General features: G+C 63.9%; 12 protein-coding genes. 9 read left to right on the top strand and 3 right to left on the bottom strand.

Annotated elements, in window-relative coordinates; translation table 11 throughout:
- Nucleotides 1-7 precede the first annotated feature (7 nt).
- Complete coding sequence (locus AC1ECN_RS05480; protein ID WP_131706468.1) at nt 8-1,342, bottom strand: LLM class flavin-dependent oxidoreductase; 1,335 nt, start codon at nt 1,340-1,342, stop codon at nt 8-10.
- 322 nt (nt 1,343-1,664) lie between these two features.
- Between AC1ECN_RS05480 and AC1ECN_RS05475 the strand changes: the two genes are divergently transcribed.
- Nucleotides 1,665-2,882, top strand: coding sequence for an SfnB family sulfur acquisition oxidoreductase (locus tag AC1ECN_RS05475; protein WP_130662994.1), 1,218 nt, complete (start codon nt 1,665-1,667; stop codon nt 2,880-2,882).
- 81 nt (nt 2,883-2,963) lie between these two features.
- On the opposite strand, the gene AC1ECN_RS05470 is transcribed toward AC1ECN_RS05475, so the two are convergent.
- Together AC1ECN_RS05470 and AC1ECN_RS05465 are read right to left on the bottom strand one after the other, a co-directional pair.
- A complete protein-coding gene (locus AC1ECN_RS05470) occupies nt 2,964-4,172 on the bottom strand; it encodes an acyl-CoA dehydrogenase family protein (protein WP_477952402.1) in 1,209 nt (402 codons plus the stop codon).
- A gap of 78 nt (nt 4,173-4,250) precedes the next feature.
- Nucleotides 4,251-5,297, bottom strand: a complete 1,047-nt coding sequence (locus AC1ECN_RS05465; protein ID WP_075223674.1) for a substrate-binding domain-containing protein — start codon at nt 5,295-5,297, stop codon at nt 4,251-4,253.
- Between the two features lie 235 nt (nt 5,298-5,532).
- Here AC1ECN_RS05465 and AC1ECN_RS05460 point away from each other — a divergent pair, with 235 nt between their 5' ends.
- The 8 genes from AC1ECN_RS05460 (at nt 5,533) to AC1ECN_RS05425 (ending at nt 14,635) form a co-directional block, all read left to right on the top strand.
- Nucleotides 5,533-7,017: a sugar ABC transporter ATP-binding protein gene (locus tag AC1ECN_RS05460; protein ID WP_130676588.1), complete on the top strand. Its 1,485-nt coding sequence runs from the start codon at nt 5,533-5,535 to the stop codon at nt 7,015-7,017.
- Complete coding sequence (locus tag AC1ECN_RS05455) at nt 7,014-8,075, top strand: ABC transporter permease (RefSeq protein ID WP_075223672.1); 1,062 nt, start codon at nt 7,014-7,016, stop codon at nt 8,073-8,075. The genes AC1ECN_RS05460 and AC1ECN_RS05455 overlap by 4 nt, the downstream gene beginning before the upstream one ends.
- Before the next feature lie 17 nt (nt 8,076-8,092).
- A complete protein-coding gene (locus AC1ECN_RS05450; protein ID WP_075223671.1) occupies nt 8,093-9,490 on the top strand; it encodes an LLM class flavin-dependent oxidoreductase in 1,398 nt (465 codons plus the stop codon).
- A 122-nt stretch (nt 9,491-9,612) separates the two neighbouring features.
- Nucleotides 9,613-11,223, top strand: a complete 1,611-nt coding sequence (locus AC1ECN_RS05445) for an ABC transporter substrate-binding protein (protein WP_477952399.1) — start codon at nt 9,613-9,615, stop codon at nt 11,221-11,223.
- 40 nt (nt 11,224-11,263) lie between these two features.
- Complete coding sequence (locus AC1ECN_RS05440; protein WP_075223669.1) at nt 11,264-12,253, top strand: ABC transporter permease; 990 nt, start codon at nt 11,264-11,266, stop codon at nt 12,251-12,253.
- Entirely contained in the window at nt 12,250-13,074 is an 825-nt protein-coding gene (locus AC1ECN_RS05435) for an ABC transporter permease (protein ID WP_130705722.1), read from the top strand. The genes AC1ECN_RS05440 and AC1ECN_RS05435 overlap by 4 nt, the downstream gene beginning before the upstream one ends.
- Nucleotides 13,071-13,856: an ABC transporter ATP-binding protein gene (locus AC1ECN_RS05430; RefSeq protein WP_018069340.1), complete on the top strand. Its 786-nt coding sequence runs from the start codon at nt 13,071-13,073 to the stop codon at nt 13,854-13,856. The genes AC1ECN_RS05435 and AC1ECN_RS05430 overlap by 4 nt, the downstream gene beginning before the upstream one ends.
- Nucleotides 13,853-14,635: an ABC transporter ATP-binding protein gene (locus AC1ECN_RS05425; RefSeq protein ID WP_018069339.1), complete on the top strand. Its 783-nt coding sequence runs from the start codon at nt 13,853-13,855 to the stop codon at nt 14,633-14,635. Before AC1ECN_RS05430 ends, AC1ECN_RS05425 begins: the two co-directional genes overlap by 4 nt.
- Nucleotides 14,636-14,646: the final 11 nt, after the last annotated feature.

The raw sequence follows: 14,646 nt of genomic DNA, 5'->3' as shown, positions 1-14,646 counted from the left end.
AGCCCCCTCATGTACCTGATGCAAAGAACCGGTTCTCCGGCCGCGGCAATCCGAGATGCTCGCGCAGCGTCGTGCCCTCATATTCACTGCGGAACAGGCCGCGGCGCTGCAGTTCGGGAACCAGCCGTTCGGTGACGTCGGTGAGACCTTGCGGCAGATAGGGAAAGACGATGTTGAAACCGTCCGAACCCTCCTCGTCAAGCCAGCGCTCCATCTCGTCGGCGATGCTGGCCGGCGTGCCGACGAAGGCAAGGCCGGCATAACCGCCATAACGCTGCGCCAGCTGGCGCACCGTCAGATTTTCTTCCGCCGCAAGCTTCAGCACCTGGGCGCGACCGGTCTTGCTGGCATTGGTGTCGGGAATATCGGCCGGCAGTGGTGCGTCGGGATCGAAGCCCGAAGCGTCATGGCCGAGCGCGATCGAAAGCGAAGCGATGGCGCTGTCGTAATGCACCAGGCTGTCGAGGGTGGCGCGCTTGGCGCGGGCCTCGTCGATGCTGTCGCCGACGATGATGAAGGCGGCGGGCAGGATCTTCAGATGGTCGCGGTTGCGGCCGATGGCTTCCATGCGACCCTTGATATCGGCATAAAGCGCTTTGCCGGCGGCCAGATCGCGCGGCGAACAGAAGACCATTTCGGCGGTCTCCGCGGCAAGCTGGCGGCCGGGGTCAGACTGGCCGGCCTGGACGATGACGGGCCAGCCCTGCGGCGGCCGGGCGATATTGAGCGGCCCGCGCACGCTCAGTTCCTCGCCCTTGTGGCCGAGCACATGCATCTTTTCCGGATCGAAGAACAGGCCGCTTTCCCGGTCGCGGATGAAAGCATCGTCGGCGAAGCTGTCCCAAAGCCCGGTCACGACATCGTAGAATTCCCGGGCGCGATGATACCGCTCGCCGTGCTCCACATGTTCGTCAAGGCCGAAATTGAGCGCTGCGTCGGGGTTGGACGTCGTGACGATGTTCCAGCCGGCGCGGCCACCGCTGATATGGTCGAGCGAGGCGAAACGACGAGCGATGTGGTAGGGCTCGTCGAAGGTGGTGGAGGCGGTCGCGACGAGGCCGATACGCTCCGTCACCGCCGCCAGCGCCGACAGCAGCGTGAAGGGCTCGAAGGAGGTCACGGTGTGGCTGCGGCGCAGCGCCTCGACCGGCATGTTGAGCACGGCAAGGTGATCGGCCATGAAGAAGGCGTCGAATTTCGCCCGCTCCAACGCCTGCGCGAAGGACTTCAGATGCGCGAAATTGAAATTGGCGTCGGGATAGGAGCCGGGATAGCGCCACGCGCCGGTATGCAGGCTGACGGGACGCATGAAGGCGCCGAGGCGCAACTGCCGTGGGGTCATGACTTTCCTCATGGATCGGGCAAGGCGGCCGCCTGCCCCGCATTGGGCGTTCTGTCTGGAGCCGCTGCAGCGACGCATCGGATATCGGTTACGTAGGAACTCGACGAATTCAAATCGAGGCCGGCTCCGCTAATTTCCGGCAGGAATTTCATTGCTTCTCCGACCCGCGTTTTCGCGCGAACGCCAGACCGGAAGCCTAATCGCGACCGCCGGAGGCTGATAAGCAAACACTTTTCATTTTCTATCACATCTATAGAATTTGTACTCTTATCTCGACGCTCGATTTCTTTCACCGATAGGGCCGTCAGAAATGGAGACATCGATGAACACCGTGCTGAGGCAAGCAGACCAGATCCGGCCCGTGGCCGACCGTATCGGCAGCGACGAGGAGGCGATCGCCACTGCCCGCAGACTGGCGGCGCAATTTGCCGCACGCGCTGCCGAGCGCGACGCCGACAGGATCCTGCCTTTTAGCGAACTCGATCTTCTCGCCCAGTCCGGCCTTTTGGCGATCACCGTGCCCTCGCAATATGGCGGGCTCGACGTCTCCAACGCCGTGCTTGCCGAGATCACCGCGATCCTGTCGGAGGCGGACGGCTCGATCGGCCAGATCCCGCAGAACCATTTCTATATTCTCGAGGCGCTCAGAACCGACGGCGGCGAGGAGCAGCAGCGTTATTTCTTCAGCCGCGTGCTGGCCGGCGATCGTTTCGGCAATGCGCTGTCCGAGCGCGGCACGAAGACCGTCGGCCACTACAATACGCGCATCAGCCGCGACGGTCCGGGTTACCGGATCAACGGGCGCAAATTCTATTCGACCGGCGTCCTCTTCGCCGACTGGATCACCATCTTTGCGCTCGATCCGGAGGATCGGCTGACCATGGCCTTTGTGCCGAAGGGCACCGAAGGTGTCGAGATTGTCGACGACTGGGACGGTTTTGGCCAGCGCACCACCGGCAGCGGCACGACGATCCTCGACAATGTCTATGTCAGCGCCGATTCCGTGGTCTTCCATCACAAGGGCTTCGAGCGGCCGACGACGATCGGTTCCGTTGGTCAGATCATCCATGCCGGCGTCGATCTCGGCATCGCACGGGCGGCCTTTGCCGAAACGCTGGAGTTCGTCAGGACGAAATCGCGCCCCTGGATGGACAGCGGCCTTGAGCGTGCCTCAGACGATCCGCTGACGATCGCCAAAGTCGGCCAGATCGCCATCCGGCTGGAAGCCGCAACGGCTCTGGTGGAGCGCGCCGGCCACAAGGTCGATGCCGCGCAGGTCGAGACGACGGAGGAAAAGGTGATCGCGGCGACGCTGGCGGTCGCTGCGGCGAAGGTGCTGACGACCGAAGTGGCACTCGAGGCCTCGAACACGCTTTTCGAGCTTGCCGGAACCTCGTCGGTACAAACAGGCCTCAACCTCGACCGCCACTGGCGCAATGCCCGCACCCATACGCTGCATGATCCCGTGCGTTGGAAATATCACGTCGTCGGCAACTACCATTTGAACGGTGTGACACCGCCGAAGAACGGCGCACTCTGAAATCTCCCGCTCGTCCAAACGAAAACCCCATTGCCGGCGCCGGCAATGGGGTTATTCATGTTCGATGACAGCGTGGCCGCCTCAGCTATAGAGACTGACCTCCGGTATCTTGTCGTTCAGCACGAATTCACCGACTTCCTTCGCCTTGTAGAAGACCGGATCGTGCAGCGTATGGGTGCGGACATTGCGCCAGAAACGGTCGAAACGGTATTTGTCGGCCGTCGAGCGCGCGCCCGTCAGCTCGAAGACGCGCGAGGTGATGTCGAGCGAGACATGGGTAGCGTGGACCTTGGCGGCATAGGCTTCCGCTGCTGCCTCGCCGCGCTCGCGCGCCGTCACATCGCGGCCGCGGGCAAGGCCCGCCTGCACGGCGGCTGCCGCATTGTCGGCAAGGGCTGCCGAGGCCTTCACAGCTGCGGTGAATTCGCCGACGCGTTCGAGGATATAAGGATCATCCGCCGCACGCTCGACGCCGGAGGTGATCCACGGCCGGGTGGTGGTGCGGACATAGTCGACGGCAGCCTGCAGCGCGCCTTCGGCGGTGCCGAGATAGAAATTGACGAAGACCAGCTGGATGAACGGCGTATTGAAGGTCGAAAGCACCGGCGGCGCTGCGTCGGCTGCAGCCGGCGCTCCGACGAAATCTTCCTCGTAAACGGGGAAATCATGAAATTCGACGCTGCCGCTGTCCGACAGGCGCTGGCCGATATTGTCCCAGTCGTCATTGGCGACGTAACCTTGACGATTGGTCGGCACGGCGAAACCGGCGATCTTGTCGTCGAGCGTCGCATTGGCATTGATGTAATCGGAGACCCGCGCTGCCGTGGAGAAGGACTTGCGTCCGTTCAGCACATAGCCGTTGCCGCGACGGGTGAGCACCAGCCCGGGATCGCGCGGATTGACGGCCGCACCCCAATAGAGGTTCCTGGCGACCGTATCGCTACCCAGCGCATGGGCGCGGGCGGCATCAAGCGCCCAATAGATGTACTGGCTGTTGACATAGTGGTAGCCGAGCAGCTGGCCGATCGAGCTCTCGCCACGGGCGAGAATGCGCACCAGCCTCAGCCCGTCGACCCAATCGAGGCCACCGCCGCCGATCTCACGGGGATGCAGCGCATTGAGCAGGCCGGCATTCTTCAATTTGACGATTTCGCCAAGCGGCGGTCGGCCTTCGCGATCGAGGTCTGCGGCGCGCCTGGAAAGGTCGGCAGAGATATCCTCGGCACGGGCAAAGAGGTCTTCGCGCGTCGGGTTGCGGCTGGCCGCGAAGACGACATTGGATTGGCTCATGGGCGGAACTCCAATTCTCCAAAAAGATGATCCGACGGGAGCCACACGCTTCCGCCGGAAGGATCGAAGTGCAAGGTCTCAGAACAGCTTGTCCGGGATCCAGCTGGCGGTCGCCGCATCGCTCGTGCTGAAGGCCGGGATCTTTTCGGCCAGTTCCTCGATCGTCTTGACGCCGGCTGCACGCAGGCTCTCCTGCGTCAGAAGCGTCGGCTTCACGGTGATTTGGTGGGGAACCGTCTGCCCGGCGATTTCGAGGGCTGCGGCGCGAATGGAGACGGCGCCGACGACGGCAGGATTGGTCGCGACGGTCGCAACCCACGGGCTGCCTTCCTCGGTGATTTCCTGGATATCGGCCGTCGACACGTCGGCCGAATAGATCTTCAGTTTCTTGGCGATGCCGAGATCGTTGGCGGCGAGCTTCACGCCGCGAGCGAATTCGTCATAGGGGGCGAAGACGACCGATATATCGGGATTGGCAGTGAGCACGGCCTTCGCCTGATCGGCGGTCGAAGTCGCCGTCGTGTCGCTGACATTGCCGAAGCGGGCCTTTTCGACCACGCCTTTATTGTCCGTCTTGAACTTGTCCCAGACCTCGTTGCGGCGGTCGAGCGGCGCAAAGCCCGCGACATAGACATAACCGGCGCTGAAGCTGTTGCCGTTGTCCTTCACCACCTGTTCAAGCGCCGATGATGCGAGTTCGTGATCGCTCTGCTCCACCTGCGGAATCTTGGGATTGTTGAGGTTGACGTCGAAGGCCACGACCTTGATGCCCTTGTCGAGCGCCTGCTGCACGATGTCGCCGAGCGATTCAGGCAGACCGTGGTCGATGACGATGCCGGAGACGCCGAGATTGATCGCCTGGAGGATCTGCTCGCGCTGCTCGGCGGCGTCTTGCCGGCCGGGGAAGATGCGCAGGTCGATAGCCAGCGCCTTGGCCTGGGCTTCAGCCCCCGCCTGATAGGCCTGGAAGAAATCGCCGGCCGAGATGTAGCTGATCAGCGCGACCTTGACGCCGCCCTTGTCGAAAGGGGCAGGAGCGCCGGACAGACCGTCGGCTTTTGCGCCTTGAATGAAAATGAACGGAATGACGGCGGCAGACAGTGCGAGCCGTGCGAGGGATTTCATCGTCGCGTTCCTTCTAGCAATCGGGAGCGTCGTCTGACAGGTCTGGCAGCCCTCGCGACGCGTCGGATTATTAGATATAATCTCTATGTTTTTAGTAGAGTAAATGATCCGATTTTATGGGCTGTGGGAGATTCTTTGTTTCCCGAGGGCAGTTCGCGGGGGAAAGGCGTGCCTGGAGTTCGACCGCCCGGACAGGGCACACTCCGGCTTCGATTGCAGCCCCGGACCTTTATCGATGCCGCTTCTTCACATTGAAAATATCACCCGCAGTTTCGGGTCGACGCGGGCGCTTGCCGGCGCTGATTTTTCGATGGAGCGCGGCGAGATCGTGGCGCTGATGGGCGCAAACGGCGCGGGCAAATCGACGCTGGTCAAGATCCTTTCCGGCGTGCTTCCGGCTGATGGCGGCACGATCAGCCTCGATGGCCGCGCCTTTGCGCCACGTAGCCCGGCCGAAGCGGCAAAGGCCGGTGTCGTCACCGTGCATCAGTCGACGGATCTTGTCGGCGCGGCCGGCCTGAGCGTTGCCGATGCACTGCTTCTCAATCATTTTGCCGATCGCAGCACACCCTTCTTCGTCTCGCGCGCCGGCATCCGCCGCGCCGCGCAGGCAATGCTCGATGCCGCCGGCTTCACCCTGCCGCTGGACCGTGATTTCGGCACCCTCGCCAGCGCCGATCGGCAGCTGGTGGCGATCGCCCGGGCGCTTGCCAATCGCGCCGACCTCCTGATCCTCGACGAGCCGACGGCAAGCCTTTCCGGAGAGGAAAGCCGCCGCCTCTTCGATATTCTGCTTAGGCTTCGCCAAAAGGGCCTGGCGGTCCTCTATATCTCGCACCGTACCGCCGATCTCGAAGCGATTGCCGACCGCGCGCTCGTCATGCGCGGCGGCCGTGTCGTCGGTACCTTCTCGCGGCCGATCGATTTTGCGAGCGCCATCGAAACGATGATCGGCCGCAGACTGGATGCGGCCCGGCCGGATGCGCGGCCCGCGACCGGACCAGTGATTTTCGAGATGCGCGATATCAGACTGCTCTCTGAGGCCGTCTCTTTCGATCTGTCATTGCACGAGGGCGAGGTGGTGGCGGTAACCGGCGTGCTCGGCGCCGGCAAGAGCCGGTTGCTCCAGGCGATCTTCGGCGTGACGGCGCTTGCCGGCGGCCAGATGTTCCTCGATGGTCGGCCTTATCGGCCGAAAAGCCCGGCTGAGGCAATTGCGGCGGGTGTCGCCATGGCCGCCGAAGACCGTCACCGTTCCTCGCTGATGCCGCCGGCATGGCCGGGCCATTCGCTGTCGGCGACCATCAGCCTGCCGCATCTTGCCAAATGGTATCCGCGCGGTTTCCTTCTCGGCGGCCGTGAACGACGCGAGGCCGAACAGGCGATCACTCGTCTCGGCATCAAGGCCGCGGGACCGCTCGCTTCGGTCTGGTCGCTCTCCGGCGGCAACCAGCAGAAGGCGGTGATCGCCCGCTGGGAGGCGGAACCGAGCCGGCTGCTGCTGCTCGACGAACCCTTCCAGGGTGTCGATGTCGGCGCCCGTCACGACATCATCCGGGCAATTCGCGCCCGCAGCGACCGGGCGACGCTGATTGCGACCTCGGACCCGGAGGAGGCCTATGAGGTGGCCGATCGCATCCTTGTCATCGACCGCCACGTGTTGAGGCCAGCAGCAGGCGGAATTGCCGCTCCTTCCGCCATTCAGGGAATATCCGCATGACGACGATCGATGACGACACTCTTCCACAGGCAAGCGCCCGGCCGAAGGCATCGCCGCAAGCCGATAGCGGTCGTCTTGCCGCCCTCGGCGCGTTCCTGCGGGCGGGCGCGGTGTTCATCCTGCTGGCACTGCTCGTCGTCGGCTTCACCATCGCCCAACCCGCCTTCATCAATATCGCCAATCTGATGAGCGTCCTGCAGGCGGTGTCCGTCGTCGCCATTCTCGGCGCCGGCGTCACCGTCACCCTTGCCGTCGGCGGTTTCGACCTGTCGATCGGAGCCGTCGCCGCATCGAGCGTAATGGCGGCGAGCTACGCGATGATCGTCTGGCACCTTGATGCCTATGCGACCGTGCCGCTGGTGCTCGCCTTCGGCGCGCTGGTCGGCCTCGTCAACGCCTTCCTCATCGTCCGCCTGAAAGTGCCTGATCTGCTCGCGACACTGGCGATGATGTTCCTGCTTTCCGGCCTGCAACTGATCCCGACCGCCGGCCGGTCGATTTCGGCCGGCCTCACCCTGCCCGACGGCTCAAAAGCGACCGGCGCCTACGATCCGGCCTTTTTGCTGATCGGCCGCTACAGCATTCTCGGCACCCTGCCCGTTTCGGTGGTGCTGATGGCGGTGGTCGCCATCGCACTCTTCATTCTCACCGAACGCACCCGCATCGGCCGGCTGCTGTTTGCGACCGGCGGCAACGAGGTCGCGACCCGGCTTGCCGGCGCCTCGACCGTGCGGCTGAAGACGCTCGCCTATGTCCTATCGGGCACGCTGGCATCGCTCGGCGGCATCGTGATTGCCGCCCGCGTCGGGCGCGGCGACATTTCCTCCGGCGGCTCGCTGCTGATGGATTCGGTTGCCGCAGCACTGATCGGCTTTGCCGTCTTCAACCTGCGACGTCCAAACGTGCTTGGCACCATTGCCGGCGCCGTCTTCGTCGGTGTGCTGCTGAACGGCCTCACCATGCTGAACGCCCCTTACTACACCCAGGATTTCGTCAAGGGCGCCGTGCTCGTCGGAGCCTTAGCGCTGACCTACGGCCTCGGCCGCAGCAATCCCTAATTCCAAGGAAGAAAGACATGACCCGCGAAATCAGGCTGAACGCCTTCGACATGAATTGCGTCGGACACCAGTCGCCAGGGCTCTGGCGCCATCCACGCGACAAGTCCTGGACCTACAAGGATCTCGACTACTGGGTGCATCTGGCAAAGACGCTGGAGCGCGGCAAGTTCGACGGGCTGTTCATCGCCGACGTGCTCGGCGTCTACGATGTGCTGAACGGCAATGTCGACGCCGCACTTCGCCATTCGGCGCAGGTGCCGGTCAACGATCCGCTGCAGCTGATCCCCACCATGGCCTACGAGACCGAGCACCTCGGCTTCGGCCTGACGGCGTCGCTCTCCTTCGAGCATCCCTATACCTTCGCCCGCCGCATCTCGACGCTCGACCACCTGACCAAGGGACGTGTCGGCTGGAATATCGTCACCTCCTACCTCAACAGCGGCGCGCTCAATATCGGCCAGCCGGCACAGACGAAGCATGACGATCGCTACGATCTCGCCGAGGAATATCTCGAGGTCTGCTACAAGCTCTGGGAGGGAAGCTGGGAAGACGGCGCCGTCGTCCGCGACCGGGAAAGCGGTATCTTCACCCATCCTGACAAAGTCCATCCGATCCGCCATTCCGGCAAGCACTTCAATGTGCCCGGCATTCACTTGAGCGAACCCTCGCCGCAACGTACACCGGTGCTCTATCAGGCCGGCGCCTCCAGCCGCGGCAAGGATTTCGCCGGCGCCCATGCCGAATGCATCTTCGTCGCCTCTCCGTCGAAGCCAGTGCTGAAGCGTTACGTCGCCAATGTCCGCGAGGCGGCCGAACGGGTCGGCCGCAACCCGCGCGAAATCCTCGCCTTCAACCTGCAGACCGTGATTCTCGGCGAGACCGACGCGGAAGCACAGCGGAAGTTCAACGAATACCGCAATTACGCCTCCTTCGAGGGCGCGCTGACGCTGATCTCCGGCTGGACGGGCATCGATTTCGGCCAGTTCGGACCGGACGAGGTGCTGCGGCACCGCCATACCAATGCGGTGCAATCGGCCGTCGAGACCTTCACCACCATCGATCCCACCAAGGAATGGACGGTGCGCGAAATGGCCGACTGGGTCGGCATCGGCGGTTTCGGTCCTGTTTTCGTCGGCTCGCCGCAAACGGTCGCCGATCTGATGCAGGAATGGATCGAGGACACCGATGTCGACGGCTTCAATCTTGCCTATGCCGTGACGCCCGAGAGTTTCGAGGATGCCGTCGATCTGCTGGTGCCGGAACTGCAGAAGCGCGGCGTCTACAAGACCGACTACGCCAAGGGGACGTTGCGGGAAAAACTTGGGGGAGCGGGGCCACGGCTCGTCGCGCCGCATCCGGGTGCCGCTTATCGTAATCTCTTCACCGAGCCTGCCCGTGTCGCGGCCAACGGCTGAGCGAATAATGGCTGGGTGACAAAAAATATCTCGCCCAGCCCAACCATTCGAATCTAACCTCTATGACAATTTGCATTTCGCCCTGAATATGGGCACCCGAATTTCACCGATCAGGAGGGGTCATGACCGTATCATCTATCTCGCGGCGCACGCTGATGAAGGGCACCGCCCTGCTGCTTGCTTCGACGGCGCTCGCCCGGCAGGCGTTTGCGCAGGCTGCACCCAGCGGCGGCCGGCTGATCGTTGCGGCCGATTCCGAGCCGAAGAACCTCAACCCTGCCATCGTCGCCTCGAACGGCGTCTTCTTCGTCGCAAGCAAGGTGATCGAGCCGCTGGCCGAAGCGTCGTTCGACGGCAAGGATGGGCTTTCGCCGCGCCTCGCCACCTCCTGGGAGGGCTCGGATGACGGCCTCTCCGTCACCTTCAAGCTGCGCGATGGCGTCACCTGGCACGATGGCAAGCCGTTTACCTCGGTCGATGTCGCCTTCTCGGCGCTCAACATCTGGAAGCCGCTGCAGAATCTCGGCCGCCTGGTCTTTGCCAATCTCGAAGCCGTCGATACACCTGACGATTACACCGCGATCTTCCGCTTCTCCAAGCCGACGCCGTTCCAGCTGATCCGCAACGCGCTGCCGGTCGTGACCAGCGTCGTCGCCAAGCACATCTTCGACGGGACCGATATCGCCACCAATCCGGCCAACAACACGCTCGTCGGCACCGGTCCGTTCAAGTTCGCCGAACACAAGGCCGGCGAATATTACCGGCTGACGCGCAACGAGAATTACTGGGACAAGGACCAGCCGAAACTCGATGAGATCGTCTTCCGCGTGCTGCCCGATCGCGAAGCAGCGGGCTCGGCGCTCGAAGCCGAGGAAATCCAGCTTGCCGCCTTCTCGGCTGTGCCGCTGGCCGATCTCGATCGTATCTCGAAGGTCGCCGGCATCAAGGTGATCTCGAAGGGCTATGAGGCCCTGACCTACCAGCTCGTCGTCGAGATCAATCATCGCCGCAAGGAGCTTGCCGATCTCAGGGTGCGTCAGGCGATCGCCCAGGCAATCGACAAGAAATTCGTGGTCGACACGATCTTCCTCGGCTACGCCGCCGCCTCCACCGGTCCCGTGCCGAAGAATGCGCCGCAGTTCTACACGCAGGATGTCGCGGCCTATGATTTCAATCCGGCGGCGGCCAACGACATTCTCGACAAGGCCGGATACAAGCAGGGGCCCGATGGCAACCGCTTTACGCTGAAGCTTCGCCCCGCGCCCTATTTCAACGAAACCCGCCAGTTCGGCGATTACCTTCGCCAGGCGCTGGCCGTGATCGGCATCAATGCCGAGATCGTCAATGCCGATGCGGCCGCGCACCAGAAAGCTGTTTATACCGATCACGACTTCGATCTCGCCGTCGGCCCGCCGGTCTTCCGCGGCGACCCGGCGATCTCCACCACCATTCTCGTCCAGTCCGGTACGCCAGCCGGCGTGCCCTTCTCCAACCAGGGTGGCTACGTCAATCCGGAACTCGACAAGATCATCCTGCAGGCATCCGAAACCATCGACACGGCGGCGCGCACCGATCTCTACCGCAAGTTCCAGCAGTTGGTCGTCGCCGACCTGCCGCTGATCAACGTTGCGGAATGGGGCTTCATCACCGTTGCACGCGATACCGTGCTCAACGTCTCGAACAATCCGCGCTGGGCCGTTTCGAACTGGGGCGATACCGCGCTGCAATCGTGATAGAATCGGCGGCAATTCTCTTCCAGAGGCCCTGTCAGGCGTGAAACGAGCCATCATCCTCCTGAGGCGCAGGGCGATCAGCAGTATTCCGGTGCTGCTGATCGTGGTGATCTTCACCTTTTTCCTGCTCGAATCCGCCTCGGGCGATGCCGTCGACGCCTATCTCGGCTCGATCGGCGGCGGCGATGCCGCACTTAGGCAGTCGCTGCGCCAGAGCTACGGCCTCGACCAATCGATGTTCGCCCGCCTCTGGCTCTATCTTTCCTCACTCGCACGCTTCGATCTCGGCTGGTCGGTCGCCTTCGGCCGGCCGGTTGGCGCGCTTATTGCCGAACGCCTGCCCAATACGATGCTGCTGATGGGCAGCGCGACCGCACTCTCCTTCGGCCTCGGCTCGGCGCTCGGCATTCTCGCCGGGGCGCGGCCGGGCAGCCTGCGTGACCGGCTGCTGTCGATCGGTTCGCTGATCGTCTATGCCATTCCAAGCTTCTGGCTCGGTCTGGTCTTGAGCATCGCCTTTTCGGTGAAGCTGCGCTGGTTTCCGATCGCCGGCGTCGAGACGATCGCTTCGGGCAACACAGGATTTTCGCGTGCTCTTGATATCGCCGACCATCTGGTTCTGCCGGTCGGCGCGCTCGCCTTGATCTATCTCGCTCTGTTCCTGCGGGTGATGCGCAGCGGCATGGCCGAGGCGTGGAAGCTCGATTTCGTGCTCTTCGCCGGGGCCAAGGGCTTGTCGCGAAGCCGGATCGTGCTGCGCCACGTGGCGCGCAATGCGCTGCTGCCGCTCGTCACCATGCTCGGGCTGCAATCGGCGGCGATGCTCGGCGGCAGCGTGGTGATCGAAAGCGTCTTTGCGATCCCGGGTTTCGGGCGGCTGGCGCAGGAGGCGGTCAACGGCCGCGACGCGCCGCTGTTAATGGGCATCGTCGTCACCAGTGCCGTCCTCGTCATCTCGGTCAATTTCCTCGTCGATCTGGTCTATGCCGCGCTCGACCCGCGCATCGGCGCCTCGGAGGGCGGTGCATGAGCCGCCTGCTGCGCACGCCGGAAGGGGTGATCGGGTTTGCGATCCTTCTTGTCCTGATTTTGGCCGGACTGCTCGCCCCTATCCTTTCACCGGGCGATCCGTTGCGAATTGCCGGCCGTGCATTGCTGACGCCATTCACCGATCCGGCTTTTCCGCTCGGCACCGACCGGCTCGGCCGCGACGTCCTGGCGGGGCTGCTCTATGGCGCGCGAACCTCGCTTGCCGTCGGCCTGGCGGCAGCGTTTTCGGCCATGGTGCTGGGGCTCTGCGTCGGCATGGCGGCCGGTTTTGCCGGCGGGCTCGTCGACGAGGCGCTGATGCGGGTTGTCGACGCCTTCCAGATCGTGCCGGCTTTTTTGCTCGCCCTTGCCTTCGTCAGCACCATCGGGGTGTCGACGCCTGTCGTCGTCATTGCCATTGCGCTCGGCACCTGGGCCGATCCGGCGCGGCTGACGAGAGCGCAGGTGCTGGCGATCCGTGAGCAGGATTACGTTGCCTCGGCAAGGGTGATCGGCATGCATCCGGCCGAGATCGCCCTCCGGGAAATCCTGCCGAACGCGCTGCCGCCGGTGCTGGCGCTTTCCGCCACCATCGTCGCCGGCGCGATCCTCACCGAAGCAGCACTTTCCTTCCTGGGGCTGGGCAACCCCAATATCGCCACCTGGGGCTCGATGATAGCCGAGGGCCGCAGCGTGTTGCGTTCGGCATCCTATCTCTCCGTCATACCGGGTGCGGCACTGGCCATCACCGTGCTCGGCGTCCATCTCTTCAGCGAAGGCCTCGGCAAGGCGCTTGGCGACGACGGTGCGAGGGCGGCATGAGCATTTTCTGCAGCCTGCGGCAGCTTTCGGTCACCTATAGTCGCGGCAGGAATGCCGCCCTCGACCGCGTCGACCTCGATATCGCAGCCGGCGAAAGGCTGGCGATCATCGGCGAAAGCGGCTCCGGCAAGAGCACGCTCGCGCGAGCACTTGCCGGCCTGCTGCCGGAGGGAGCGAAGGTCCAGGGCGAATTGCTCTGGCCTGCACTTGGGCATCCACCCCGCCCGGGCCGCGATTTCGGCCTTGTCTTCCAGGACCCGGGCTCGAGCCTCAACCCCGTCCTGACGATCGGCGAGCAGATCGCCGAGGGCGCCAGGCGCCATCTCGGCCTCAGCTGGCAACAGGCCTATGCCAGGGCGGAGGAGCTGCTCGGGCGGGTGCGGATACCGCAGCCTGATAAGGCGATGCGGGCTTTTCCGCACCAGCTTTCTGGCGGCCAGCGCCAGCGCGTGGCGATCGCGGCGGCCATCGCTGCGAAACCGGCGCTGCTGATCGCCGACGAGGCGACCAGCGCGCTCGATATGGTGGTCCAGGCCGAGATCGTCGGCCTGCTCGACGGGCTGGTGCGCGAGGACGGCCTGACGCTGCTCTTCATCACCCACGACATCGCGCTTGCCTCCGGCTTTGTCGATCGCATCGCCGTTTTCCGCAATGCGAGGCTGGTCGAGGCAGGCCCCGTCCGTTCGGTGCTTTCTGCGCCGAAAAGCGACTATACCGCCGCCCTCATCGCCAGCCATCGCGACCTCGCGACGCCACCGCTGATCGAAGAGGTGGCGTCATGAACGACATGCTGCTTTCCGTCGAAAACCTGTCGAAAGGGTTTTCTTCCTCAGGCCGCCAGGTTGCTGCCGTCGATCATGTGTCGCTCACCATCGCGGCAGGGGAAACGCTCGGTCTCGTCGGCGCCTCCGGCAGTGGAAAATCGACGCTGTCGCGCATCCTGCTGCGGCTTCTCAGCGCCGATGCCGGCTCGATCCGTTTCGAGGGTGAGGATTGGCTCGCGCTGAATAGCGCGTCTTTGCGCCGCCGGCGGGCGCGTATGCAGATGGTGTTTCAGGATCCGCTTGCGGCCTTCAATCCGCTGGCGAGCGTCGGTGCGGTGCTCGACGATCCGCTTCGCATCCACGGCGTCGCCGCGAAGAACCAGCGCCCCGGCGAGATCGCCATGCTGCTCGAGCGTGTCGGCCTCACCGCAGATCATGCCGCACGTCCGGTGCGTTCGCTCTCCGGCGGTCAGCGGCAGCGTGTGGCGATTGCGCGGGCGATTGCGACGCGGCCATCGCTGCTGGTGCTCGACGAGGCGGTCTCGGCGCTCGATGTGACCGTGCGCGGCCGGATCCTCGAGCTCCTGGTCGATCTGCAGAAAGAACAGGGCATTGCCTGTCTGTTCATTTCGCACGATCTTGCCGTGGTCCGGGCCGTCTCCCACCGCATCGCCGTCATGGATGGCGGGCGGATCGTCGAGACCGGCCCGGCAGCGGCGGTCGTTGCCGCGCCGCAATCGGAGGCCGCCCGCGCACTCGTTGCAGCCGTCCCTCGTCTCGTGACCGATCCTTGCTGAAGGAAGTATCC

This window comes from Rhizobium sp. 01N447_2 (assembly GCF_056399245.1).
Note: the sequence above shows the minus strand (reverse complement) of the source record. Positions and strands in the feature narration are given on the sequence as shown.